Annotated in this window: 21 protein-coding genes and 1 pseudogene; 12 read left to right on the top strand and 10 right to left on the bottom strand. The window is 55.2% G+C overall.

The window, feature by feature from the left end:
• Window positions 1–7: 7 nt before the first annotated feature.
• The 8 genes from panF to QE396_RS19345 all read right to left on the bottom strand — a co-directional run bounded on the left by panF (window position 8) and on the right by QE396_RS19345 (window position 6,985).
• Complete coding sequence (panF, locus tag QE396_RS19310; RefSeq protein WP_020883501.1) at window positions 8–1,459, bottom strand: sodium/pantothenate symporter; 1,452 nt, start codon at window positions 1,457–1,459, stop codon at window positions 8–10.
• Complete coding sequence (locus QE396_RS19315; RefSeq protein ID WP_006178860.1) at window positions 1,449–1,691, bottom strand: YhdT family protein; 243 nt, start codon at window positions 1,689–1,691, stop codon at window positions 1,449–1,451. The genes panF and QE396_RS19315 overlap by 11 nt, the downstream gene beginning before the upstream one ends.
• A gap of 110 nt (window positions 1,692–1,801) precedes the next feature.
• Window positions 1,802–3,151, bottom strand: a complete 1,350-nt coding sequence (accC, locus tag QE396_RS19320; protein WP_020883502.1) for an acetyl-CoA carboxylase biotin carboxylase subunit — start codon at window positions 3,149–3,151, stop codon at window positions 1,802–1,804.
• Window positions 3,152–3,161: 10 nt separating this feature from the next.
• On the bottom strand, window positions 3,162–3,623 hold the full coding sequence (gene accB / locus QE396_RS19325; RefSeq protein ID WP_014171866.1) for an acetyl-CoA carboxylase biotin carboxyl carrier protein: 462 nt from the start codon (window positions 3,621–3,623) through the stop codon (window positions 3,162–3,164).
• 21 nt (window positions 3,624–3,644) lie between these two features.
• Complete coding sequence (aroQ, locus tag QE396_RS19330; protein ID WP_014171865.1) at window positions 3,645–4,097, bottom strand: type II 3-dehydroquinate dehydratase; 453 nt, start codon at window positions 4,095–4,097, stop codon at window positions 3,645–3,647.
• A 234-nt stretch (window positions 4,098–4,331) separates the two neighbouring features.
• Window positions 4,332–4,931, bottom strand: a complete 600-nt coding sequence (gene msrQ, locus QE396_RS19335) for a protein-methionine-sulfoxide reductase heme-binding subunit MsrQ (protein WP_020883503.1) — start codon at window positions 4,929–4,931, stop codon at window positions 4,332–4,334.
• Window positions 4,932–5,933 (bottom strand): protein-methionine-sulfoxide reductase catalytic subunit MsrP, encoded by a 1,002-nt coding sequence (gene msrP, locus QE396_RS19340; RefSeq protein WP_020883504.1) that lies wholly within the window; start codon window positions 5,931–5,933, stop codon window positions 4,932–4,934.
• 77 nt (window positions 5,934–6,010) lie between these two features.
• On the bottom strand, window positions 6,011–6,985 hold the full coding sequence (locus QE396_RS19345; protein ID WP_020883505.1) for an MDR family oxidoreductase: 975 nt from the start codon (window positions 6,983–6,985) through the stop codon (window positions 6,011–6,013).
• Window positions 6,986–7,167: 182 nt separating this feature from the next.
• On the opposite strand from QE396_RS19345, the gene csrD reads away from it, so the two are divergent.
• The 8 genes from csrD (at window position 7,168) to tldD (ending at window position 19,434) form a co-directional block, all read left to right on the top strand.
• The gene (gene csrD / locus QE396_RS19350; RefSeq protein WP_014171861.1) at window positions 7,168–9,108 is read left to right on the top strand and encodes an RNase E specificity factor CsrD; all 1,941 of its coding nucleotides are present in this window, start codon (window positions 7,168–7,170) and stop codon (window positions 9,106–9,108) included.
• A 281-nt stretch (window positions 9,109–9,389) separates the two neighbouring features.
• Window positions 9,390–10,433: a rod shape-determining protein MreB gene (mreB, locus tag QE396_RS19355; RefSeq protein ID WP_000913396.1), complete on the top strand. Its 1,044-nt coding sequence runs from the start codon at window positions 9,390–9,392 to the stop codon at window positions 10,431–10,433.
• Between the two features lie 61 nt (window positions 10,434–10,494).
• Window positions 10,495–11,511 carry a rod shape-determining protein MreC gene (gene mreC, locus QE396_RS19360; protein WP_014171860.1) on the top strand — a complete coding sequence of 339 codons (1,017 nt, stop codon included), beginning with the start codon at window positions 10,495–10,497 and terminating at the stop codon, window positions 11,509–11,511.
• Entirely contained in the window at window positions 11,511–11,999 is a 489-nt protein-coding gene (mreD, locus tag QE396_RS19365; RefSeq protein WP_014071997.1) for a rod shape-determining protein MreD, read from the top strand. Before mreC ends, mreD begins: the two co-directional genes overlap by 1 nt.
• A gap of 9 nt (window positions 12,000–12,008) precedes the next feature.
• Complete coding sequence (locus QE396_RS19370; protein WP_014171859.1) at window positions 12,009–12,602, top strand: nucleoside triphosphate pyrophosphatase; 594 nt, start codon at window positions 12,009–12,011, stop codon at window positions 12,600–12,602.
• Window positions 12,592–14,061 carry a ribonuclease G gene (rng, locus tag QE396_RS19375; RefSeq protein WP_014885432.1) on the top strand — a complete coding sequence of 490 codons (1,470 nt, stop codon included), beginning with the start codon at window positions 12,592–12,594 and terminating at the stop codon, window positions 14,059–14,061. Before QE396_RS19370 ends, rng begins: the two co-directional genes overlap by 11 nt.
• Before the next feature lie 42 nt (window positions 14,062–14,103).
• Complete coding sequence (yhdP, locus tag QE396_RS19380) at window positions 14,104–17,904, top strand: AsmA2 domain-containing protein YhdP (protein WP_047366595.1); 3,801 nt, start codon at window positions 14,104–14,106, stop codon at window positions 17,902–17,904.
• A gap of 84 nt (window positions 17,905–17,988) precedes the next feature.
• Window positions 17,989–19,434, top strand: a complete 1,446-nt coding sequence (gene tldD, locus QE396_RS19385; protein ID WP_014171856.1) for a metalloprotease TldD — start codon at window positions 17,989–17,991, stop codon at window positions 19,432–19,434.
• 51 nt (window positions 19,435–19,485) lie between these two features.
• Here the strand turns inward: tldD and QE396_RS19390 are convergent, their stop codons facing one another.
• Together QE396_RS19390 and aaeR are read right to left on the bottom strand one after the other, a co-directional pair.
• The gene (locus QE396_RS19390; RefSeq protein ID WP_020883508.1) at window positions 19,486–20,100 is read right to left on the bottom strand and encodes a YagU family protein; all 615 of its coding nucleotides are present in this window, start codon (window positions 20,098–20,100) and stop codon (window positions 19,486–19,488) included.
• 218 nt (window positions 20,101–20,318) lie between these two features.
• Window positions 20,319–21,245, bottom strand: coding sequence for an HTH-type transcriptional activator AaeR (aaeR, locus tag QE396_RS19395; protein WP_014171854.1), 927 nt, complete (start codon window positions 21,243–21,245; stop codon window positions 20,319–20,321).
• Window positions 21,246–21,424: 179 nt separating this feature from the next.
• Between aaeR and aaeX the strand changes: the two genes are divergently transcribed.
• The 4 genes and pseudogenes from aaeX to QE396_RS19415 all read left to right on the top strand — a co-directional run bounded on the left by aaeX (window position 21,425) and on the right by QE396_RS19415 (window position 26,086).
• A complete protein-coding gene (gene aaeX, locus QE396_RS19400; RefSeq protein ID WP_003860416.1) occupies window positions 21,425–21,628 on the top strand; it encodes a p-hydroxybenzoic acid efflux pump operon protein AaeX in 204 nt (67 codons plus the stop codon).
• A 7-nt stretch (window positions 21,629–21,635) separates the two neighbouring features.
• Window positions 21,636–22,568, top strand: a complete 933-nt coding sequence (gene aaeA / locus QE396_RS19405; protein ID WP_020883509.1) for a p-hydroxybenzoic acid efflux pump subunit AaeA — start codon at window positions 21,636–21,638, stop codon at window positions 22,566–22,568.
• Between the two features lie 5 nt (window positions 22,569–22,573).
• On the top strand, window positions 22,574–24,541 hold the full coding sequence (gene aaeB / locus QE396_RS19410) for a p-hydroxybenzoic acid efflux pump subunit AaeB (RefSeq protein ID WP_014171852.1): 1,968 nt from the start codon (window positions 22,574–22,576) through the stop codon (window positions 24,539–24,541).
• 89 nt (window positions 24,542–24,630) lie between these two features.
• Window positions 24,631–26,086, top strand: a pseudogene (locus QE396_RS19415) (NAD-dependent succinate-semialdehyde dehydrogenase).
• Window positions 26,087–26,114 lie beyond the last annotated feature (28 nt).

Genomic DNA, 26,114 nt, shown 5'->3' on the forward strand with positions numbered 1-26,114 from the left:
AAACTCTTTATTTATCAGTAGAAATCGTAGCGGGCTGTGGGACAGGCTGACCGAAACGGTTCCCGACCACAAACGCCAGTAAACTTAACAGTAACGAAGGCACAATAGGATGGAAGCCCAGGTACTGAATTTTAAATGTAGCTAGCACGGCATACAGCACACCGCCGACAATCATGCCGCTCAGGGCGCCGGCAGCGTTGGCGCGCTCCCAGTAGAGGCCCAATACCAGCGGCCACAGGAAGACGGCTTCAAGGCCGCCAAACGCCAGCAGGTTCAGCCAGATGATCATCTCCGGCGGACGCCATGCGGCTAACAGCAGCAGCGCGCCTAAAACGAGCGTAATCACCGCCGACATACGCTTCAGGCGTCGTTCATTTTGAACCTGCTCAGGACGCAGGTTCAGATAGAGATCTTTAATGATCGTAGCGGAACTCTGCAGTAGCTGGGCGTTAATGGTCGACATTATGGCGGCCATTGGCGCGGCGAGGAATATCCCCGCGGCAAAAGGCGGAAGCACTTTGACCATCAGGGTCGGGATCACCAAATCGGGAACCGTAAGGTCGGGGATAACCGCACGTCCTAACGCACCCGCCAGATGCATGCCGAACATCAGGATTGCAACAACGACCGTCCCAATAATAATACCCCGGTGAACGGCTTTGCTGTCTTTATATGAGATACAACGCACGGCGGTATGCGGCAGGCCAATAACACCAAAGCACACCAGCACCCAGAACGACGTCATAAATGTTGGCGAAAGGATATCATCCGCACCCTGTGGGGAAATCAGTTTCGGGTCAATCGCTTCCAGAGTTTCAACGGCATGGCTCAGACCACCTGCGGCGTGAACAATTCCCACCAGCAGAACGATTGTGCCAACGAGCATCACCATCCCCTGCAGCGTATCGTTCAGCACGCTGGCGCGAAATCCGCCAAACGCGGTATACAGCGCAATGCTCACCCCAAAGATGATAAGGCCCGTCTCATAGGGGATCCCTGCAGCGGTTTCCAGCAGACGTGCCCCGCCGATGAACTGCACCGTCATTGCACCAATAAACGCGACCAGCAGGCTTAAGCTTGCCAGCCACACCAGCAGACGGCTCTGGTAGCGCGCAAACAGCATATCGTTGAGCGTCACGGCGTTATAACGGCGTGCCAGAATGGCAAATTTTTTACCCAGTATACCCAGCGAGAGCCAGACGGCAGGCAGCTGAATCATTGCCAGCAGCACCCAGCCTAACCCGTATTTATAGGCTGCACCGGGGCCACCGATAAACGAGCTGGCGCTAATATAGGTGGCGGTAAGCGTCATGGCCAGCACGACACCGCCCATCGAGCGACTGCCGAGGAAATACTCATTCAGGAAGGTGCCGGTCGTTCTCTTACGCATTGCATAAACGGACAAACCAAACACGACCACCAGGTACGCGACCAGCGGCAGAATGACTTCAAGCTGCATCATCATCCTCCAGCGGGATATCCCGGTAGATAAATTTCACCATTGCCCAGCACAGCAGGATAAAGACCAGCGGCACCAGCAGGCAGGCCATTTCGAACCAGTGAGGCAGGCCGGTAATGCCGATAGCTGAGTCAGGTAAGTAAGCGGTCACCAACCATGCGGCAAGATAGAGAAGGGTCAGCCACAGCGCCCATCGCGCTTCTTTATGGGCCTGAACAAAACGCTTGTCCATTTTTTGTCCCTTGTGGATGAATAAAGCGGGGATTGTACATGATGGGGCTTTCCGATCCCCAGAAATAAAAAAAGGCCGGATTATCCGGCCTTTTTGGCGTGACTGCGCGATTACTTCTCTTGCAGACCGAGTTTTTTCTCCAGATAGTGGATGTTAGTCCCACCATTCTGGAAGTGCTCGTCGCTCATGATACGCATCTGCAGTTCAACGTTGGTTTTGATACCGTCGATGATCAGCTCCTGCAGGGCGTTCTTCATGCGGGCAATTGCCACGTCACGGTTCTCGCCGTAGCAGATAAGCTTACCGATCATGGAGTCATAGTACGGCGGTACGGTGTAACCCGCGTAGATATGAGACTCCCAACGCACACCAAAGCCACCCGGCGCGTGGAAACGCGTGATTTTACCCGGGCTCGGCAGGAAGGTATTCGGGTCTTCGGCGTTGATACGGCATTCCACCGCATGGCCTTTGACCACAACTTCTTCCTGTTTGATGGACAGAGGCTGACCCGCAGCGATACGCAGCTGTTCTTTGATCAGGTCAACGCCGGTAATCATTTCGGTAACCGGGTGTTCTACCTGAATACGGGTGTTCATCTCAATGAAGTAGAACTCGCCGTTTTCGAACAGGAACTCGAAAGTACCCGCACCGCGATAGCCGATATCGACACAGGCTTTCGCACAACGCTCGCCGATGTAGCGACGCAGTTCCGGCGTAATGCCCGGTGCTGGCGCTTCTTCAACCACTTTCTGGTGACGACGCTGCATGGAGCAGTCACGTTCTGCCAGATAGATAGCGTTACCCTGACCGTCAGCCAGCACCTGAATTTCGATGTGGCGTGGGTTTTCCAGGTATTTTTCCATGTACACCATGTCATTGCTGAAAGCTGCTTTCGCTTCCGCTTTGGTCATGGAGATGGACTGAGCCAGTTCAGCATCGCTACGCACAACGCGCATACCGCGACCGCCGCCGCCGCCGGACGCCTTGATGATAACCGGATAGCCAATGCGTTTCGCATGAGCACGGTTAGCATCCATGTCGTCGGTCAGAGGACCGTCAGAGCCCGGTACGGTTGGAACACCGGCTTTTTTCATCGCGGTGATTGCGGACACTTTGTCGCCCATCAGGCGGATAGTGTCAGCTTTCGGGCCGATGAAGATAAAGCCAGAGCGCTCAACCTGCTCAGCAAAGTTGGCGTTCTCAGAGAGGAAGCCATAACCCGGATGAATTGCCACCGCGCCGGTGATTTCAGCGGCGCTGATGATAGCCGGGATGTTCAGATAGCTTTTTACGGACGGAGCCGGGCCAATACAGACCGTCTCATCCGCCAGCAATACGTGTTTTAAATCGCGATCCGCGCTTGAGTGCACAGCGACGGTCTTGATGCCCAGTTCTTTACAGGCACGAAGAATACGCAGTGCAATCTCGCCGCGGTTGGCGATAACAATTTTATCCAGCATGTTCGCCTCGTTACTCGATGACGACCAGCGGCTCGTCAAATTCAACCGGCTGACCACTTTCGACCAGAATCGCTTTCACAGTGCCTGATTTGTCTGCTTCGATCTGGTTCATCATTTTCATCGCTTCAACGATGCACAGGGTATCGCCTGCGTTGACTTTCTGACCCACTTCGATGAACGCTTTCGCGTCCGGGCTCGGGGTGCGGTAGAAAGTACCAACCATTGGGGAACGTACGATGTGACCACTGATTTCTGCTGCAGCGGCAGGTGCGGCTTCAGCTGCTGGTGCAACGGCTGCGGAAAGCGCAGGCTGCTGCACTGGCGCAGCATAAGCCTGCTGCATTACCGGGAAGCTAGCGGCTGGGGCTGCACGGCTGATGCGTACAGACTCTTCGCCTTCAGAAATTTCCAGTTCGGAGATGCCTGATTCTTCAACCAGCTCGATCAGTTTTTTAATCTTACGAATATCCATGAGTGGGTTCCGTACTCTTGTTTAGTGTGATTGTGACAAGCGTTTTACCGCTGTCTGTAAAGCGTATGAATAGCCGTCAGCGCCCAGTCCGCAAATAACGCCAGCGGCGATATCTGATAGATAGGAATGGTGGCGGAACGGCTCTCGGGCGTGCACATTGCTCAGGTGGATCTCGATAAACGGGATACTCACTGCGAGCAGTGCGTCGCGAATAGCAACACTGGTGTGCGTAAACGCGGCCGGATTGATCAGGATATAGTCCACAGTGTCTTTAGCCTGATGAATACGGTCGATGATTGCGTACTCCGCGTTCGACTGAAAATGATCCAAATCCACATTCAGCGACGTTGCTTCCGTGCTCAGACGGTTAACAATTTCACTCAATGTTAGCGAGCCGTACTTCTCTGGCTCGCGGGTGCCGAGCATGTTCAGGTTCGGTCCGTTTAAAACTAAGATATGGAACTTATCAGCCATTGTGCCGCTATCTCCTGCGATTCTCCGGTAAAAAACAAAATATACCTTCGAAGCACGATTGTCACCTTTTCAGAGGCCTAAAACCGCTGTCGGGTAAACCAAAGTCGCACATTATAACGATTTCGTAGCATTTGGCAGCTAAATACTGGTCTTATCAGGGAAGATTATCAACCGCTATCCGAAAAAGATTCGCGGTTGACAGGGATTCTGCGGGAAAACGCACAGTTTCGCGAATTATCGCAACCACTGACGGAACTTCTTGTAACGCCATGCTAAAAGCGCCACAGCCAGCAGCGCGTAGAGTATGGGCTGCGGGGAGAGGATCTTCACCGACCACAGATAATGGATGGGGGCGAGGATCGCGACAAGATAGACGAAGTTGTGCAGCAGTTGCCAGCGCCTGCCCAATGTACGTTGTGCATATTGCGTTGATGTCAGTGCTAATGCCAGTAACACCAGCCAGCTCACGATACCTAACGTCAGGTACGGACGGGTAACCAGTTCGCGGCCCAGCAGTGCCAGGTTGTTAACGCCCAGTTCCAGCAAGGCGTAGCTGGTCAAATGGAGCGTCGCCCAGGCAAAACACCATAGCCCCAAAAGCCGGCGGGTGCGTATCAATAATGGCTGTTTAGCGTAGCGCGCTAACGGTGACACCAGCAAGGTCGCCAGTAAAAATTTCAGAGCCATCCGACCGGTAAAGTGCTGGATATCCTTTGCCGGATCAGCGCTAAAAAGCCCCTGGCTGGCGGCCCAGAATAACCAGATAAAAGGAAGCAACCCGGCTAAGTGCAACAGCACTTTCAGCCAGGTTATCTGTTTTGCCGTTAAACGCACTCAGAAGTTCTCCCGTAAATTAAGGCCACGGTAAAGCGACGCCACTTCATCAGCGTAGCCGTTAAACAGCAGTGTCGGCTGACGCTTCACATCCAGCGCGCCGCCGGAACCGATAAATCGCTCGGTGGCCTGCGACCAGCGGGGATGATCGACGTGCGGGTTCACATTGGCAAAAAAGCCATATTCGTCGGGCGCCGCCAGGTTCCAGGTCGTGGGTGGACGTTCGCGGGTGAGCTTAATGCTGACGATAGATTTAATCCCTTTAAAACCATACTTCCACGGCACCGTTAAGCGAACAGGCGCGCCGTTCTGCGGCGGGAGTGCTTTGCCGTAAACACCGACGGTCAGCAGCGTAAGAGGATGCATCGCTTCGTCGAGCCGTAACCCTTCGACATACGGATACGCAAGCCCACCGCCGATAAACCGATCTTTCTGGCCCGGCATCTCGTCCGGGGCGTAGCGCGTCTGGAAAGAGACATATTTTGCGTTGCTGGTGGGTTCAACCATCGCCAGCAGTTTATGCAGCGGGAAGCCTACCCAGGGCACAACCATCGACCAGGCTTCCACGCAGCGCATGCGGTAGATACGCTCTTCCAGTGGAAAACGGGTGGTGAGATCGTGATGGTCCAGCGTCAGCGGTTTTGCCACTTCACCGTCGATTTTCAGCGTCCACGGATCGGTTTTCATACTCCCCGCGTTGGCCGCAGGATCGGCCTTATCGAGACCAAATTCGTAGAAATTGTTATAGCCGGTCACTTTGTCTTCCGGCGTGAGCGTCAGTGTGTTTTGCCACTGAGCGGGCTTCGTAAAGGTGAGTGGGGCGCCAGAAGGGGCTTTGGGGCGATCGTTACCTTTAAACCAGTCGAGCAGGTCGGCATGAGCCGCAGGGGAAAGCGTCAGTGCGGTGGCGCTGATGCCAAGCATTTTCAGGATCTGGCGGCGCTGTAACATAAAGACAGATTCAGACGTTACGTCGGCTTCCGTCAGTTTTCGGGTTTTCATGGCATCCTCCGTCATGCGTTTTTCTAAGCATGACGGAGGAGAGGGATTAGCGCGAATATGTCACGAAAATTTGAAGATTAGGCAATTTTCACCAGCGCGCGGCCGTGGAACTGGTTGTCCATGATCTTGCTGGCATATTCAGGCGCCTGGCTAAGCGTGATTTCGGTTGCGCTCTGAGTAAAGAACGTGTCCGGCAAATCGCGCTGCAGACGTTCCCAGGCTGCAATGCGGCGCGCCGCCGGGGTCATCACGGAATCAACACCCTGCAGGCGAACGTTACGCAGAATAAAGGGCATCACGGTGGTGGGCAGGGCAAAACCGCCCGCCAGACCACAGGCTGCCACGCAGCCGCCGTAGTTCATCTGCGCCAGCACTTTTGCCAGCACTTTGTCACCGACGGTATCTACCGCACCTGCCCAGAGCTGTTTTTCCAGTGGACGGGTTTCGGCAAACTCGTCGCGGCTCAGAATGCGATTAGCGCCGAGCTGACGCAGGTACGCGTGGGTGCTCTCGCGCCCGGAAACTGCCGCAACCTGGTAACCCAGTTTGTGCAGTAATGTCACCGCCGTGCTGCCCACACCACCGCTGGCACCGGTCACGACGATCTCACCCGATTCAGGGCGAATACCGGCATCTTCCAGCGCCATCACGCACAGCATGGCGGTAAAGCCTGCGGTACCGATGATCATCGCTTTACGACCATCCAGGCCTTGTGGCATCGGCACCAGCCAGTCGCCTTTCACGCGCGCCTGTGTCGCCAGCCCACCCCAGTGATTTTCACCCACGCCCCAGCCCGTGAGCAGCACCTGCTGGCCGGCATGGAAGCGCGGATCTTCGCTCGCATGAACCCGGCCCGCAAAATCGATACCTGGCACCATAGGGAAATTTCGGATGATTTTACCCTTCCCGGTAATAGCCAGCGCATCTTTATAATTTAAACTGGACCAGTCGATGTCGACGGTCACTTCGCCTGCCGGCAGTCGGCTCTCTTCAACGGCCTGCACCGAGGCAAGCGTTTTGCCGTCCTGCTGTTCTAAGATCAAAGCCTGCATACAGGGTCCTCACGACTCAGATGATTGGAAAATAGCTCCTGAAGACTATACTCCCTCAGGGAAAAGCAATGCCGATTTAACGCAATAAATTGCCAGATACGCCAGGTTTGATAGTATGCCGCATTTGAAATGCAAGTTAGCGCTTACTCGCTACCCCCTCAACCCACGGAGTTATCTCAAGGATGCGATTAACGACGAAGTTCTCGGCTTTTATCACCTTACTGACGGGGCTAACCATTTTTGTCACGCTCCTTGGCTGTTCTCTGAGCTTTTATAACGCCATTCAGGACAAGCTGGTTAATCGGGTGCAGTCTGTCGCGTCGGTGATTGATAATCGTCTCCTCACCACCCCGCTGCCGGCGCTGTCCCGCGAGCTGGATGAGTTGATGGTGCCTGTCGATATTGTCCAAATCGACATTCTGCAGGGAAAGCATAATGTTTTAAGCCATGCCCGGCAGGACAGCTATCGGCCTGCGGGCGTGGTAAGCCAGTACCGGGAAGTGACGGTGCATTCCCTTAAAAACCCGGGCATGACCATAAACATGGTCTACCTCGATCCGATGGCCAGCTACTTCCGCTCGATGATGACCACCGCGCCGCTCACCGTCGCCGTCGCGTTTATTGTCCTGCTGATTTTTCTCGCGGTTCGCTGGCTGCGCCGTCAGCTCTCTGGTCAGGAACTGCTGGAGATGCGTTCCGTGCGTATACTGAATGGTGAACGCGGCCCGCAGGTGCGTGGCTCGATCCATGAATGGCCTGCGCGTGCCAGCAGTGCACTGGATACGCTGCTCTCAGAAATTCAGTTCGCCAGCGACCAGCGCAGCCGTATGGACACGCTGATCCGCTCTTACGCTGCGCAGGATAATAAAACCGGGCTGAATAACCGTCTTTTCTTTGATAATCAACTGGCCACGTTGCTGGACGATCCGGAAAAAGTCGGGACGCACGGTGTTGTCATGATGATTCGCCTGCCCGATTTCGATCTGCTGCGCGACACCTGGGGACAGCGCGTGGCGGAAGAGAATCTCTTTACGCTGATCAACCTGCTCTCCACCTTTATTATGCGTTATCCGGGTGCGCTGCTGGCCCGTTATCACCGCAGCGACTTTGCCGTGCTGCTGCCTCACCGTACGCTGAAAGAGTCAGAAAGCATCGCCAGCCAGCTGCTGAAAGCGGTGGATGCGCTGCCGCAGAGCAAAATGCTCGACAGGGACGATATGGTTCATATGGGCATCTGTGCCTGGCGCGGCGGCCAGTCGACGGAACAGGTGATGGAACATGCTGAAGCGGCAACCCGCAACGCCGTGTTGCAGGGCGCTAACGGCTGGGCAGTGTACGACGATTCGTTACCAGAAAAAGGGCGCGGCAATGTGCGCTGGCGAACGTTAATAGAGCAAATGCTCAGCCGCGGCGGGCCGCGCATTTATCAAAAACCGGCGGTGATGAAAAACGGGAACGTTCATCACCGTGAGCTGATGTGCCGTATTTTTGACGGTACGGAAGAGGTCATCTCCGCGGAATATTTACCGATGGTGCTGCAGTTTGGGCTTTCTGAAGAGTATGACCGCCAGCAGATCACCCGACTCATGCCGTTTTTATCCTTCTGGCCCGAAGAAAACCTGGCGCTACAGGTTACCGTGGAGTCGTTAATTCGCCCGCGTTTTCAGCGGTGGTTGCGTGATACATTAATGCAATGCGAAAAATCGCAACGCAAACACATTATTTTTGAACTTGCTGAGGCGGATGTGGGTCAACACATCAGCCGGTTACGTCCGGTAGTACGGTTGATTAATGCGCTAGGTGCCCGTGTCGCGGTCACGCAGGCGGGTTTAACGCTGGTCAGTACTAACTGGATTAAGGAACTGGATGTGGAGTTATTAAAGCTGCATCCGGGGCTGGTAAGGAACATTGAAAAGCGCACGGAAAACCAGCTGCTGGTACAGAGTCTGGTGGAAGCGTGCAAGGGAACGCGAACACAAGTCTTTGCCACGGGCGTGCGCTCCAGAAGCGAATGGCAGATGTTGACAGAGCGCGGTGTGACGGGCGGTCAGGGGGATTTTTTTGCCTCCTCTCAGCCGCTTGACACCAATGTGAAAAAATATTTGCAAAGATACTCTGTTTGACCTGCCGTTTAATCCGTTTTCACGTAGAATATCGCGCCTGTAGCTTTGAGTATGACGAGCAAAAAGCCAGTGAACGACCTTTAGCGGGTTACAAATGTCAGTGAGGGACGCTACTGTGTACTCAGCCCTGAGGGAATCAGGGAAAGATTTGTAACATCAGGATACGTACTGCACAAATTTTCACCGCTGCAGATGATTTTTGCGCCTTGTCGCTGCTGCGTGTGGTTGGTAAAGTAAGCGGATTTTGTTTTCCGCCCCAGCTTTCAGGATTATCCCTTAGTATGTTGAAAAAATTTCGTGGCATGTTTTCCAATGACCTGTCCATTGACCTGGGTACCGCGAATACCCTTATTTACGTTAAAGGACAAGGCATCGTATTGAATGAGCCTTCCGTTGTGGCCATTCGTCAGGATCGTGCCGGCTCGCCGAAAAGCGTAGCCGCGGTGGGTCATGACGCGAAGCAGATGCTGGGACGTACCCCTGGCAACATCGCCGCAATCCGCCCAATGAAAGACGGCGTTATCGCTGACTTCTTCGTGACTGAAAAAATGCTTCAGCACTTCATCAAGCAGGTTCACAGCAACAGCTTCATGCGCCCAAGCCCGCGTGTTCTGGTGTGTGTGCCGGTTGGCGCCACCCAGGTTGAACGTCGCGCAATCCGTGAATCAGCCCAGGGTGCAGGCGCGCGTGAAGTGTTCCTGATTGAAGAGCCAATGGCGGCGGCAATCGGTGCGGGTCTGCCTGTTTCTGAAGCGACCGGTTCTATGGTGGTGGATATCGGTGGTGGTACCACTGAAGTGGCCGTTATCTCCCTGAACGGCGTGGTGTACTCCTCTTCCGTGCGTATCGGTGGCGATCGTTTCGACGAAGCCATCATTAATTATGTGCGTCGTAACTACGGTTCCCTGATCGGCGAAGCGACCGCTGAGCGTATCAAGCATGAAATCGGTTCCGCTTACCCGGGCGATGAAGTGCGTGAAATCGAAGTTCGCGGCCGTAACTTGGCTGAAGGTGTTCCACGCGGCTTTACCCTGAACTCCAACGAAATTCTGGAAGCGCTGCAGGAACCTCTGACCGGTATCGTGAGCGCAGTGATGGTTGCCCTGGAACAGTGCCCACCAGAACTGGCGTCTGACATCTCCGAGCGCGGTATGGTTCTGACCGGTGGTGGTGCGCTGCTGCGTAACCTCGACCGCCTGTTAATGGAAGAGACAGGTATTCCTGTCGTAGTTGCAGAAGATCCACTGACTTGCGTCGCCCGTGGTGGTGGCAAGGCGCTGGAAATGATCGACATGCACGGCGGCGACTTGTTCAGCGAAGAGTAGTCATTGTGAAAGGGTAGCGTATCGCTACCCTTTCTCTCTGACACGAGAATACGCATAGCCTATGAAGCCAATTTTTAGCCGTGGCCCATCGCTACAGTTTCGCCTCATTCTGGCGGTCCTGGTTGCGCTTGGGGTCATTATTGCCGATAGCCGCCTCGGTACGTTCAGTCAGATCAGAACGTACATGGATACCGCCGTCAGTCCTTTCTACTTTATTTCAAATGGTCCCCGTGAGTTGCTCGACTCCGTTTCTCAAACGTTGTCTTCACGTGACCAACTCGAACTCGAAAACCGGGCATTACGTCAGGAACTGCTGTTGAAAAACAGCGAGCTGCTGATGCTGGGACAATATAAGCAGGAAAACGCGCGTCTGCGTGAGCTGCTTGGCTCGCCGCTGCGTCAGGATGAGCAGAAGATGGTGACGCAGGTGATCTCCACCGTCAACGATCCTTACAGCGATCAGGTTGTGATCGACAAAGGAAGCGTGAACGGTGTGTATGAAGGTCAGCCTGTTATCAGTGATAAAGGCGTTGTAGGCCAGGTTGTTGCTGTGGCCAAACTGACCAGCCGCGTTCTGCTGATCTGCGATGCCACGCATGCGTTGCCGATTCAGGTACTGCGTAATGACATTCGCGTCATCGCGGCCGGTAACGGGTGTACCGACGATCTCCAGCTGGAACATCTGCCGGCTAACACGGACATTCGTGTGGGCGACGTTCTGGTGACGTCGGGTCTGGGTGGACGTTTCCCTGAAGGGTATCCGGTTGCGGTTGTCTCTTCGGTGAAGCTTGATACGCAGCGTGCCTATACCGTGATTCAGGCGCGTCCAACCGCGGGGTTACAGCGTCTTCGCTACCTGCTGCTGCTGTGGGGCGCCGACCGCAATGGTGCTAACCCCATGACGCCTGAAGATGTTCATCGCGTCGCGAATGAACGCCTGATGCAAATGATGCCGCAGGTTCTGCCGGCACCGGATGCTATGGGACCCCCTGCGCCAGTACCGGCCCCTGCTACGGGGCTAACGCAGCCGCTGCCGGATGCACCGCCACCGCCTAAACTCTCCTCGGGAGGGCAGTAGTGGCAAGTTACCGTAGCCAGGGACGCTGGGTTATCTGGCTCTCATTTCTCATTGCGCTGTTACTGCAAATCATGCCCTGGCCGGACGACATTCTCGTTTTCCGGCCAAACTGGGTATTGCTCATTTTGCTCTACTGGATCCTTGCCCTGCCGCACCGCGTAAATGTCGGCACAGGTTTTGTGATGGGTGCCATACTGGATCTCATTAGTGGCTCTACGCTTGGCGTGCGCGCCTTGTCCATGAGTATTATTGCGTACCTCGTCGCACTTAAATTCCAGCTCTTTCGTAACCTCGCGCTCTGGCAACAGGCGCTGGTGGTGATGTTGTTGTCGCTTGCTGCGGATATCGTTGTTTTCTGGGCAGAGTTTTTAGTGATCAACGTCTCTTTCCGACCGGAAGTGTTCTGGAGTAGTGTAGTAAACGGTGTGCTCTGGCCGTGGCTGTTCCTGCTGATGCGTAAGGTTCGCCAGCAGTTTGCTGTGCAATAAAAGGTTTCTATGACGTCTCTATATCTTGCTTCTGGTTCTCCGCGTCGTCAGGAGTTGCTCACTCAGCTGGGTGTCTCCTTTGAACGCATCGTTACGGGCATCGAAGAGAAACGCGCTGAAGGCGAAAGTGCCCAGCAGTACGTTTCTCGGCTGGCGCGTGAGAAAGCGCAGGCAGGCGTGGCGCAAACGCCGCGTGACTTGCCGGTGCTGGGGGCAGATACCATCGTTATTCTTAACGGTGAAGTGCTTGAGAAACCGCACGACGCTGAACATGCGGCGCGCATGCTGCGCAAAATGTCCGGACAAACACATCAGGTAATGACCGCCGTCGCGCTGGCGGACAGCCAGCACGTGCTGGATTGCCTGGTGGTGACGGACGTGACATTCAGAGTGCTTACCGACGACGAGATCGCCGCTTATATCACCAGCGGTGAACCGATGGATAAGGCAGGTGCATACGGTATTCAGGGGCTGGGTGGCTGTTTTGTCAGGAAGATTAATGGCAGCTATCACGCCGTAGTCGGCTTACCGCTGGTGGAAACGTATGAGTTGCTGAGCAATTTTAACTCACTGCGTGAGGGAAGGGATAATTATGACGGCTGAATTGTTGGTAAACGTAACGCCATCGGAAACCCGTGTGGCCTATATTGATGGTGGCATTCTTCAGGAAATTCATATTGAGCGTGAAGCGCGGCGCGGAATAGTAGGCAATATCTACAAAGGTCGTGTCAGTCGTGTACTACCGGGTATGCAGGCGGCTTTTGTAGATATTGGACTGGATAAGGCGGCATTTTTACATGCCTCCGACATTATGCCGCATACCGAGTGCGTCGCGGGCGAAGAGCAAAAGCAGTTTGCCGTGCGCGATATCTCCGAACTGGTGCGTCAGGGCCAGGATCTGATGGTGCAGGTCGTCAAAGATCCGCTGGGCACGAAAGGCGCCCGTCTGACTACCGACATTACCTTGCCTTCCCGTTATCTGGTCTTTATGCCTGGCGCGTCGCACGTGGGCGTTTCGCAGCGCATTGAGAGCGAAAGCGAGCGCGAGCGTCTTAAAAAAGTGGTCAGCGCTTACTGCGATGAACAGGGCGGGTTTATCATCCGTACCGCCGCAGAAGGGATCAGTGAAGACGATCTGGCATCTGATGCGGCCTACCTCAAGCGCGTCTGGACCAAAGTCATGGAGCGTAAAAAACGCAACCAGACCCGCTACCAGCTTTACGGCGAACTGGCGCTGGCTCAGCGCGTCCTGCGTGATTTTGCCGATGCACAGCTCGACAGAATTCGCGTGGATTCCCGCCTGACCTATGAAGCACTGCTGGAATTTACCGCCGAATACATTCCCGAAATGCCTGGCCTGCTGGAGCATTACACGGGGCGTCAGCCTATCTTCGATCTCTATGACGTCGAAAATGAGATCCAGCGAGCGCTGGAACGCAAGGTTGAACTGAAGTCCGGCGGCTATCTGATCATCGATCAGACCGAAGCGATGACGACGGTGGATATCAACACCGGCGCGTTTGTCGGCCATCGCAACCTGGATGACACCATCTTTAATACCAACATCGAAGCCACGCAGGCCATCGCCCGCCAGCTTCGCCTGCGCAATCTGGGTGGCATTATCATCATCGACTTTATCGATATGAGTAATGAAGACCATCGCCGTCGTGTGCTGCACTCGCTGGAGCAGGCGCTGAGTAAAGATCGCGTGAAAACCAGCATCAACGGCTTCTCACAGCTGGGGCTGGTGGAAATGACGCGTAAGCGTACCCGCGAAAGCGTGGAGCACGTGCTGTGCAATGAATGCCCAACCTGCCACGGACGTGGCACAGTAAAGACGGTTGAGACCGTCTGCTACGAGATCATGCGTGAAATCGTTCGCGTTCATCATGCCTACGACTCCGATCGTTTTCTGGTCTATGCTTCCCCTGCGGTGGCTGAAGCGCTGAAAGGCGAAGAGTCGCACGCGCTGGCGGAAGTGGAAATCTTTGTCGGCAAACAGGTAAAAGTTCAAATCGAACCGCTCTATAACCAGGAGCAGTTTGACGTCGTGATGATGTAAGACGCGGTACGCCGCGTGACCAAAGCTGACAAGGAGAGATGAGTGAGGCGATTGCCGGGGATTTTATTGCTTACAGGGGCAACGCTGGTCGTGATTGTCGCGTTGCTCGTGAGCGGGCTGCGCCTCGTTTTACCGCATCTGGACAGCTGGCGTCCGCAGCTGCTGGCAAAAATCGAATCCACCACCGGTGTCCCGGTGGACGTGAGCCAGATAAGCGCCAGCTGGCAGAATTTTGGCCCGACGCTTGATGTCCGGGATATCAATGCCAGCCTGAAAGATGGCGGCTATCTGAAAATCAAACGCGTCACCCTGGCGCTGGATGTCTGGCAAAGCCTGCTCCATTTTCGCTGGCAGTTCCGCGATCTCACCTTTTATCAGCTTCAGTTTCTGACCAATACCCCGCTGTCCGGCGGCGACAGCAATCAGAGCCTTGAAACCAACCGCTTCAGCGATCTCTTCCTGCGTCAGTTCGATCATTTCGATCTGCGCGACAGTGAAGTGAGCTTTATTACCCTCTCCGGGCAGCGCGCGGAACTGGCGATCCCACAGCTGACCTGGCTTAACGGCAAAGAACGCCATCGTGCGGAAGGACAGGTGAATCTCTCCAGTCTGAACGGCCAGCACGGCGTGATGCAGGTTCGTATGGATCTGCGCGACGACGACGGTTTGTTAAATAACGGCAAGGTATGGCTGCAGGCCGACGACGTGGATGTTAAGCCGTGGCTCGGCGACTGGTTACAGCAAAATATGCAGCTGGAAACCGCCCGTTTTAGCCTCGAAGGCTGGATGACCCTGACGAAAGGGGAATTTGCCAGCGGCGATATCTGGCTTAAGCAGGGTGGCGCAAGCTGGAAGGGCGAAAAACAGCAGCATCAACTTTCGGTCGATAACCTCACCGCGCACGTGACGAAAGAGAAAGAGGGCTGGCAGTTTGCCATTCCGGACACACGCATCACCATGGATAACAAACCCTGGCCGCGCGGTGCTCTGACGCTGGCCTGGATGCCGGAGCAGGATGTCGGTGGGGCGACCAGCAAACGCAGTGACGAGCTGCGTATTCGCGCCAGCAACCTTGATCTGGCCGCAATAGAAGGTCTGCGCTCGATGGCCGCCAAGCTCTCTCCGGACCTGGGTGAGATCTGGCTGGCAACGCAGCCAAGCGGAAAGATAGATTCGCTGGCGCTGGATATCCCGCTTCAGGCCACGGAAAAGACCCGTTTTCAGGCCGCATGGAAAGGTCTGGCCTGGAAGCAGTGGAAGATGTTACCGGGCGCGGAAAACTTCAGCGGTAAGCTGGAAGGGAGCGTTGAGAACGGCAGGTTAACGGTCGATATGCATGACGCCAGAATGCCTTACGAAACGGTCTTCCGTGCGCCGCTTGAAATTGAACAAGGCAATGCGGTGCTCAACTGGCTGCGTAACGATAAAGGCTTCCAGCTGGATGGACGCCATATCGATGTGAAAGCCAAAGCGGTACATGCGCGTGGCGATTTCCGCTATCTGCAGCCTGAAGGTGAAGAGCCGTGGCTGGGTATTCTGGCCGGGATCAGCACTAACGACGGTTCTCAGGCCTGGCGCTACTTCCCCGAGAACCTGATGGGCAAAGCGCTGGTGGACTATCTGAGCGGCGCGATCCAGGGCGGCCAGGCGGATAATGCCACCCTGGTCTACGGCGGTAATCCGCATCTTTTCCCGTACAAGCACAATGAAGGTCAATTCCAGGTGCTGGTGCCGCTGCACAACGCCACCTTCGCCTTCCAGCCGGGTTGGCCTGCGCTGAAAAATCTCGACATTGAACTTAATTTTATCAATGACGGATTATGGATGAAGGCAGACAACGTGGCGCTGGGCGGCGTAACGGCCAGTAACCTGACGGCAAACATTCCGGATTACTCAAAAGAGAAGCTTTTGATCGATGCCGACATTAACGGCCCCGGGAAAGCGGTCGGCCCCTATTTTGAAGACACGCCGCTGAAAGAGTCACTGGCAGCCACCCTTCAGCAGCTGCAGCTGGATGGCGATGTGAGTGCTCGCTTACATCTTGATATCCCGCTCGACGGTGAAATGACCACCGCCAAAGGCGACGTCCGTCTCAATAACAACAGTCTGTATATTAAGCCGCTTGAAAGCACCCTGAAGAACCTCAGCGGGCAGTTTAGCTTTGAGAACGGTAACCTGAAGAGCGAGCCGCTCACGGCCAGCTGGTTTAATCAGCCTGTGAATATCGATTTCTCGACCACCGAGGGAGAGAAAGCTTATCAGGTAGCCGTCAACCTGGACGGCAACTGGCAGCCATCGCGCATGGATGTTCTGCCAAAGCCGATTGAGGAGTCCGTTAACGGTGCAGTCTCCTGGAATGGCAAGGTGGCAATTGAACTGCCTTATCACGCCGGTGCGCGCTATAAAGTTGATATCACTGGCGATCTGAAAAACATTCAGAGCCAGTTGCCTGCACCGCTGGATAAATCGTCCGGTCAACCGCTGCCAATAAAGGTTAACGTCGATGGCAATCTTAACAGCTTCGCGCTGACCGGTAGTGCGGGTGAGAAAAACCATTTCAACAGCCGCTGGCTGCTTAACCGTAAGCTCACGCTCGACAGAGCAATCTGGACGACGGACAGCCGCACCACGCCGCCGCTGCCCGATCACACCGGCATTGAGCTTAATCTGCCGCCAATGGACGGGGCCGAGTGGCTGGCCCTGTTCCAGAAGGGCGTGGGCCAAAACGTTGATGAGGCTGCCCAGTTCCCGCAGAGCATTACTGTTCGTACGCCGTCGCTGATGCTGGGTGGACAGCAGTGGAATAACCTGAGCATTGTTTCGCAGCCGACGGCGAACGGTTCAAAAGTCGAAGCCCAGGGCCGGGAGATCAATGGCACGCTGACCATGCGCGACAACGCGCCGTGGCAGGCGGCGATTCGCTATCTTTACTACAACCCGGCCACCGCGAGCGGAAAAGATCGTCCGTCAAATACGGCGCCGTTGAATAACCCAACCCGTATCGACTTCAGCGGCTGGCCCGATCTCCAGCTACGCTGTGCTGAGTGCTGGCTTTGGGGTCAAAAGTATGGCCGTATTGACGGCGATTTCGCCATTAAGGGGAATACGCTGAGCCTTGCGGGCGGGCTTATCGACACCGGCTTTGGCCGTCTGAGGGCCGCCGGGGAGTGGGTTAATAACCCGGGCGAGCAGCGAACTTCTTTGAAGGGCGACATCAAGGGCAATAAACTGGATTCCGTGGCTAACTTCTTTGGCATCAGCACGCCGCTGCGGGGGTCATCATTTGACGTGAATTACGATCTCCACTGGCGTGCGGCACCGTGGACGCCGGATGAAGCCTCACTGAACGGCATTCTGAAAACCCGCTTTGGCAAGGGTGAGATTGCCGATGTGAGTACCGGGCATGCGGGCCAGATACTGCGTCTGTTGAGCTTTGATGCCCTGCTGCGTAAGCTGCGTTTCGACTTTAGCGATACCTTCAGCGAAGGTTTCTATTACGACTCCATCCGCAGTACGGCATGGATCAAAGACGGGGTGCTGCATACCGACGATACGCTGGTGGACGGCCTGGAAGCGGATATTGCGATGAAAGGCTCGGTCAACCTCGTGCGCCGCGAACTGGATATGGAAGCGGTGGTAGCACCTGAAATTTCTGCCACCGTCGGCGTCGCGGCGGCTTTTGTGGTGAACCCGATTGTCGGTGCGGCGGTGTTTGCCGCCAGTAAAGTGCTGGGGCCGCTGTGGAGCAAAGTCTCTATTCTGCGCTATCGCATCACCGGGCCGGTGGATAAACCGCAGATTAATGAAGTGCTGCGCCAGCCGCGCAAAGATGCACAGCAATGATTTGACGTGGGCAGGTAATTGCCTCACTCTCAATAAATACGATTTATATACCGCCACGGGCGGCAACGAACGAGTAGCAATACGATGAGTCTGAACCTGGTAAGTGAACATTTGCTCGCAGCGAACGGCCTGAGCCATCAGGACCTGTTCTCCATTCTTGGTCAACTGACCGAACGCCGTCTCGACTACGGCGATCTCTATTTCCAGTCGAGCTATCACGAATCCTGGGTTTTAGAAGACAGCATCATTAAAGATGGCTCTTATAACATTGACCAGGGTGTCGGTGTACGTGCCGTCAGCGGCGAGAAAACCGGTTTTGCTTATGCCGACCAGATTAGCCTGGCCGCACTGGAGCAGAGCGCGCTGGCCGCGCGGACTATCGTGCGCGAAACCGGTGACGGTCGCGTGAAGACGCTGGGTGAAGTGCAGCACTCTGCACTCTATACCAGTATCGATCCCCTGCAGAGCATGAGCCGTGAAGAGAAACTGGATATCCTGCGCCGCGTGGATAAAGTCGCACGCGCTGCGGATAAACGCGTGCAGGAAGTCTCTGCCAGCCTGAGCGGTGTCTATGAACTGATCCTGGTCGCGGCGACAGACGGCACGCTGGCAGCGGATGTGCGTCCGCTGGTACGTCTTTCTGTCAGCGTGCAGGTTGAAGACGATGGTAAGCGTGAGCGCGGTTCAAGCGGTGGCGGCGGTCGTTTTGGTTATGACTGGTTCCTGGGCGATGTTGACGGTGAAGCACGCGCTGACGCGTGGGCAAAAGAGGCCGTGCGCATGGCGCTGGTGAACCTGTCTGCCGTGGCGGCACCCGCCGGTACATTACCGGTGGTACTCGGCGCAGGCTGGCCTGGCGTGCTGCTGCACGAAGCGGTGGGCCACGGCCTGGAAGGCGATTTTAACCGTCGCGGCACCTCCGTATTCAGCGGCCAGATGGGACAACGCGTCTCATCTGAACTCTGTACCGTGGTTGATGACGGCACGATGCAGGATCGCCGTGGCTCGATTTCAATCGACGATGAAGGTACGCCCGGGCAGTACAACGTGCTGATCGAAAATGGCGTCCTGAAAGGCTACATGCAGGACAAACTCAACGCGCGTCTGATGGGCGTTGCGCCAACGGGCAACGGCCGTCGTGAATCCTACGCGCATCTGCCGATGCCGCGTATGACAAACACCTACATGTTGCCGGGTAAATCCACACCGCAGGAGATCATCGAGTCCGTTGATTACGGCATCTTCGCGCCAAACTTTGGTGGCGGTCAGGTGGATATCACCTCTGGTAAGTTCGTCTTCTCCACTTCAGAAGCGTATCTGATTGAGAAAGGCAAAGTGACCAAAGCGGTGAAGGGGGCGACCCTGATTGGCTCCGGTATTGAAGCCATGCAGCAGATCTCCATGGTCGGTAACGATCTGAAACTGGATAACGGCGTTGGTGTTTGCGGTAAAGAGGGCCAGAGCCTGCCGGTTGGCGTCGGTCAGCCAACGCTGAAAGTGGATAACCTGACGGTGGGCGGCACCGCCTGACCTGAATCAATCTGAAAAAATGGCGCGACTGTAAAAGTCGCGCCATTTTTTTTAACGTGCGTTACCCAGCGGGATCTCCGGGTCGGGCTCGTGCGTGATGCGGTTGCGTAGGTCACGACGAATGATTTCAATCGACCAGAACCAGATCAAATGCCCCACGATCTCTGAGACGTGTTCGTACCAGGGCAGTTCGAACAGCGGGGGTGTCAGCCCCATCAGCGGGAAGGAGATCATGTGAACAAAAAGCTGTGCTAACGCACCCGCCAGTAAACCTTGCCAGAGTTTAATTTTCGGGAAGACTTCAGCAACTACACAATACCCTACAGCAAAGACGATAGAGAAAATAATATGTGTTACGCCGACCGCGTTAAATATATGGCCGGCAAAGGTATAAACCGCGGCGTTAGGGTCAGCAATGCCCAGCCAGTCGCGTAAAAATACATAAGGAGGATTTAAAAAATTGCGGGAGCAATCAATCTGACCTGCGGCTCTTATTAATTGCTCCGGTCCGCATGCGCTGGTGAATAAATCGGTAGGGCTTCGCGGCGGAAGCGGCACCTCTGCTCCCCATTTTACGAAGGCGGAGACAATCCCTGCAATCAAACCAATGAACGCGGCGAGTCCATAGCGCCTGCGTGAAGGCGGTGTTTGTTCAAATATATTCATTTCTTTTCCTTGTTTAACGTCATCCTGAGAAATACATTTTATTATTCATATCGGTAACAAATTAATAACAGCCTGACTGTCAGACTGTTTATAAGGTAAGGCGCAGATGGCGGCAGTGTCAATTCGCTATTCCTGGCAGGGGCGAAGGAATATTCCTGAATGACGGTCTGTATCATCCTGGAATATTCATCACAAATATACTTTTGGGAAATTAGAGGTTATTCCTTTCTTCTTTCGCGCATTCCCTGAAACAACTCCGCCACGTCCACAAAATACTCGGTCAGATAGTTTATGCACACCTGAACCTTGAGCGGCAGTTTGTCTTTCTCGGTGTACAACGCGTACACCGGACGCGGATCGGACTGATAGCGCGGGAAGAGGATCTCCAGTACACCGCTGTTGATCTCGTTGATTACCCACATTAACGGCACATACGCGATCCCGGCGCCGGCCACCAGCCAGCGCGAGATGGTCATCGGATCGTTGGTGACGAACCGTCCTTCCGGCAGCAGTCTGGTGGAAATCCCTTCCGGGGCAATCAGCTCAAATTCATTGTCGGGGCGAACGCTGTACTCCAGCCAGGAGTGGTTGGTGAGATCGGCGGGTTTCTCCGGTACCCCGTACTGAGCCAGATAGCTTTTCGAGGCGCAGACCACCATTGGCATACTGCCCAACCGCCGGGAGAAGAGGCTGGAGTCCTGCAATGCCCCCACGCGGATCACCACGTCCAGCCCGTCGGCAATCAGGTCCGGGGCGGGAATACCCGTGACCAGATTGACGGTTAATCCCGGGTACTCTTTCAGCATGTCAGCGGTCATGGCGGCGAGAACATTTTGTGCCATAGTTGAAGAACAACCGATGCGCAGCGTACCGATAGGCGTGTTGTTGAAGGCGTAAAGTTGTTCGTGCACATCCTGCACTTCGAGCAGCATGCGGCGACAACCCTGATAGTAAATCTTACCCGCTTCCGTCAGCCCAATGCTGCGGGTGCTGCGGTTGAGTAGCTTGACCTGCAGCTCATCTTCCAGTTTGGACACGGTCTGGCTGATGGAAGAGACGCTCATCTGAAGCTGACGTGCAGCGGCGGTAAAAGAGCCAAGTTCAACCACTTTGGCAAAGACCGACATCCGTTTTAGACGTTCCATTGTTAACTCTGACTTAAAAGTGATTTAGATCACATATTATAGATAACAGCATAACAGTTACGTTAATATATTATTAATTACATAACGGCTGCGCCATTCTCGCCCGGCGTTTCTTGCTCTCCTGCGGTGGCGTGCGCTAAAAAAGTCTGAAGCCTGCACTCTCTCTAATCAAGGTCAACATGAGTCTGTTTCCCGTTATCGTGGTGTTCGGTTTGTCGTTCCCACCGATATTTTTCGAGCTTCTTTTATCACTGGCGATTTTCTGGCTGGTGCGCAAGGTGCTGGTCCCCACCGGGATCTACGATTTTGTCTGGCATCCTGCATTGTTCAATACCGCGCTGTATTGCTGCCTGTTTTACCTGATATCGCGCATGTTTGTCTGAGGTTGATGTGAAAACGCTAACAAGAAAAATCTCCCGCACTGCCATCACCATGGCGCTCGTTATCCTCGCGTTCATCGCTATTTTCCGCGCCTGGGTCTATTACACTGAATCACCGTGGACGCGAGATGCCCGCTTTAGCGCCGATGTCGTGGCAATCGCCCCCGACGTGGCGGGTCTCATCACTGCGGTCAATGTCCACGATAACCAGCTGGTGAAAAAAGATCAGGTACTGTTCACCATCGACCAGCCGCGTTATCAGAAAGCGTTAGAAGAAGCCGAAGCGGATGTGGCCTATTATCAGGCGCTGGCTTCCGAGAAACGCCGTGAGGCAGGTCGCCGTAACCAACTGGGTGTTCAGGCGATGTCCCGCGAAGAGATTGACCAGTCCAATAACGTCCTGCAAACCGTGCTGCATCAGCTGGCCAAAGCGCAAGCGACGCGCGATCTTGCCCGGCTCGATCTTGAGCGCACCGTGATCCGCGCACCAGCCGATGGCTGGATCACCAACCTGAATGTTTATGCCGGGGAGTTTATCACCCGCGGCTCAACCGCCGTGGCGCTGGTTAAACAGAACTCCTTCTACGTGCTCGCCTATATGGAAGAGACCAAACTGGAAGGCGTGCGTCCGGGGTTCCGGGCTGAAATTACGCCGCTTGGCAGCAACCGTGTGCTGAAAGGCACCGTCGACAGCGTAGCCGCGGGGGTCACTAACTCCAGCAGCTCTAACGATACTAAAGGGATGGCGACGGTGGATTCCAACCTGGAATGGGTACGTCTGGCCCAGCGTGTGCCGGTGCGTATCCACCTGGATGAACAGCAGGGCAATCTGTGGCCTGCCGGGACCACAGCGACGGTGGTGATCACCGGTGAAAAAGACCGTGACGCCAGCCAGGACTCCATCTTCCGTAAAATTGCCCATCGCCTGCGCGAGTTTGGTTAATCGTTATGGGTATCTTTTCCATCGCCAGCCAGCACATTCGCTTCGCCGTTAAGCTGGCGTGTGCCATTGTGCTGGCGCTGTTTGTCGGCTTCCACTTTCAGCTGGAAACCCCCCGCTGGGCCGTACTGACGGCGGCGATTGTCGCGGCAGGGCCTGCCTTTGCTGCGGGCGGGGAACCTTACTCCGGGGCGATCCGCTACCGTGGGATGCTGCGCATCATTGGGACATTTATCGGTTGTTTCGCCGCACTGACCATCATCATATTGATGATCCGCACGCCGCTGCTGATGCTGATGGTGTGCTGTATCTGGGCGGGCTTCTGCACCTGGCTCTCGTCGCTGGTGAAAGTGGAGAACTCCTACGCCTGGGGGCTGGCCGGTTATACCGCGCTGATTATTATCATCACCATTCAAAGCGAACCGCTGCTTGCCCCACAGTTTGCCGTAGAGCGCTGCAGTGAGATTGTCATCGGTATTGTCAGTGCGATTGTCGCTGACCTGCTTTTCTCTCCTCGCTCCATTAAGCAGGAAGTGGATCGTGAACTGGATGCGCTGATTGTTGCCCAGTATCAGTTGATGCAGCTCTGTATTAAGCATGGTGACAGCGAAGAGGTGGATAAAGCCTGGAGCGCTCTGGTGCGCCGCACCACGGCGCTGGAAGGGATGCGCAGCAATCTGAACATGGAGTCTTCGCGCTGGGCCCGTGCCAACCGCCGCCTTAAAGCCATCAACACCGTCTCCTTAACGCTGATTACCCAGGCGTGTGAAACCTATCTGATCCAAAACACCCGCCCGGACGCGGTAACCGATACCTTCCGCGAGCTGTTTGCGGAGCCGGTGGAAACCGTGCAGGACGTACACAAACAGCTTAAACGCATGCGCCGGGTCATTGCCTGGACCGGGGATCGCGATACGCCAGTGACGATCTATACCTGGGTCGGGGCCGCGACGCGCTACCTGTTGCTGAAACGCGGTGTGATCAGTAACACCAAAATCAGCGCGGTAGAAGAAGAGGTGCTGCAGGGTGAAGTGGTGATCAAGGCAGAATCCGCCGAACGCCATCACGCAATGGTTAACTTCTGGCGTACAACGCTTGCCTGTATGCTCGGCACGCTGTTCTGGCTGTGGACCGGCTGGACCTCCGGCAGCGGCGCGATGGTGATGATCGCCGTCGTTACCGCGTTGGCGATGCGTCTTCCGAATCCGCGCATGGTGGCCATTGATTTCCTGTTCGGCACAATTGCTGCACTGCCGATTGGCGCGTTCTATTTTCTGGTGATCATTCCCTCGACCCAGCAGAGCATGTTACTGCTCTGTATTAGCCTTGCGGTGATGGCGTTCTTTATCGGAATCGAAGTACAAAAACGTCGGCTGGGTTCATTGGGTGCCCTGGCCAGTACGATTAACATCATTGTGCTGGATAACCCGATGACCTTCCATTTCAGCCAGTTCTTAGACAGCGCCTTAGGTCAGCTGGTGGGCTGTTTCCTGGCGATGATGGTCATTCTGCTGGTGCGGGATAACTCTCAGGCACGGACGGGCCGCGTGCTGTTGAATCAGTTTGTCTCGGCTGCCGTGTCGTCCATGACCACCAATACCGCGCGTCGCAAAGAGAACCACCTGCCGGCGCTCTATCAGCAGCTGTTTTTACTGCTGAACAAGTTCCCGGGTGACATCGCCAAGTTCCGTCTGGCCTTGACCATGATTATCGCGCACCAGCGTTTACGTAATGCCCCCGTGCCCATCAATGACGATCTGTCGGCTTTCCACCGCCAGCTGCGTCGGACGGCCGACCACGTGCTTTCTGCCTCCAGCGATGACAAACGACGTCGTTACTTTAAGCAACTGCTTGAAGAGCTGGATATCTACCAGGAGAAGCTGAAAGTCTGGGAAGCACCGCCTCAGGTGACAGAGCCGGTAGGACGGCTGGTGTTTATGCTGCATCGCTATCAGAACGCCCTTACGGATAACTGACTGAAGTAAAAAAGCCGACGCCAAAAGCGTCGGTTTTTTTGTGGCTATACTTATTCCAGCATGCTCTTACATTCAGGAAGGGAGGACACATGACAACCCAGGCGCTTCAGGATAATCACCTTTTTCAGACCGGTTATCTGGTCAACGGCATATGGAAAACGCTGGACACGACGTTTGATGTGCTGAACCCGGCTACCGGTGAGGTCATCGCCAGAGTAGCCAAAGCCGGCAAAGCAGAAACCGAAGACGCCATTGCCGCGGCGGCCAAAGCCTTCCCGGCATGGCGCGCCAAAACCGCGAAAGCGCGTTCGGCAATTCTCTACCGCTGGTACGAACTGATCATTGAGAACAAAAGCTGGCTCGGGCGTTTAATGACCACCGAACAGGGCAAGCCCTTGAAAGAAGCGGAAGGCGAGGGTGGAATACGCCGCGAGTTTTATCCAGTGGTTCGCCGAAGAGGCCAAGCGCGCGAACGGCGAAATTATTCCACCGATCAAACCGGGCTCCCGCATCCTGGCGACCCGCGAGCCCATCGGCGTGGTTGCGGCGATTACGCCGTGGAACTTCCCGATGGCCATGCTCACCCGTAAATTAGGTCCGGCGCTGGCGGCAGGGTGTACCGGGGTAATCAAACCGGCAAATAACACACCTCTCAGCGCCTTCGCGCTGCTTACGCTGGCAAAACAGGCCGGCGTACCGGATGGGGTACTCAACGCCGTAGCCGGGAATACGCATGAGATCAGTGACGCGATTATGGCGAGCCATGAGGTGCGGAAAATCTCCTTTACCGGCTCGACTTCCGTCGGCAAAACGCTGGTGCGTAACGCCGCAGAAACCATGAAGAAAGTGTCGATGGAGCTGGGGGGCAATGCGCCGTATATCGTCTTTGAAGATGCGGATATCGAGGCTGCCGTTAAAGGGGCTATCGCCAATAAATTCCGCAATGCCGGCCAGGTCTGCGTCAGCGTTAACCGTTTCTATATTCAGGAAACCGTCTACGACAAATTTGTGAATAAGCTTGCCGATGCGGTGAATGCCCTGAAGGTCGGGAATGGTCTGGAAGAGGGCGTCATCGTGGGGCCGCTGATCGAATCCTCCGCCGTCGATAAGGTGCGTGAACACGTTGAAGATGCCGTGGCCCGGGGTGCGACCGTTCTGGCGGGCGGTAAACCCCATTCGCTTGGCGGCAATTTCTGGATGCCAACTGTCCTGGGCGATTGCCATGAAGGCATGAAACTGGCTGAAGAAGAGACGTTTGGGCCGGTTGCGGCCTGCTTCCGTTTTACCTCGGAAGATGAGGTTATCCAGCGTGCCAACAACACGCCATATGGCCTGGCGGCTTACTTCTATACCCAAAATCTGGCTCGTGTCTTCCGCGTGTCGCAGGCCATCGAAAGCGGGATGATAGGAATTAACGAATGTGCCGTCTCCACAGAGCTGGGGCCGTTTGGTGGGGTAAAAGAGTCTGGCCTTGGGCGTGAAGGGTCCGTGCTGGGGCTGGAAGAGTATCTGGAAGTCAAAACCCTGCATATTGGGGGATTATAATAATCAGGGCGGCGCAGGCCGCTCGCCT

This window comes from Enterobacter sp. SORGH_AS_0287 (assembly GCF_031453695.1).
Classification (GTDB): Bacteria; Pseudomonadota; Gammaproteobacteria; order Enterobacterales; family Enterobacteriaceae; genus Enterobacter; species Enterobacter ludwigii.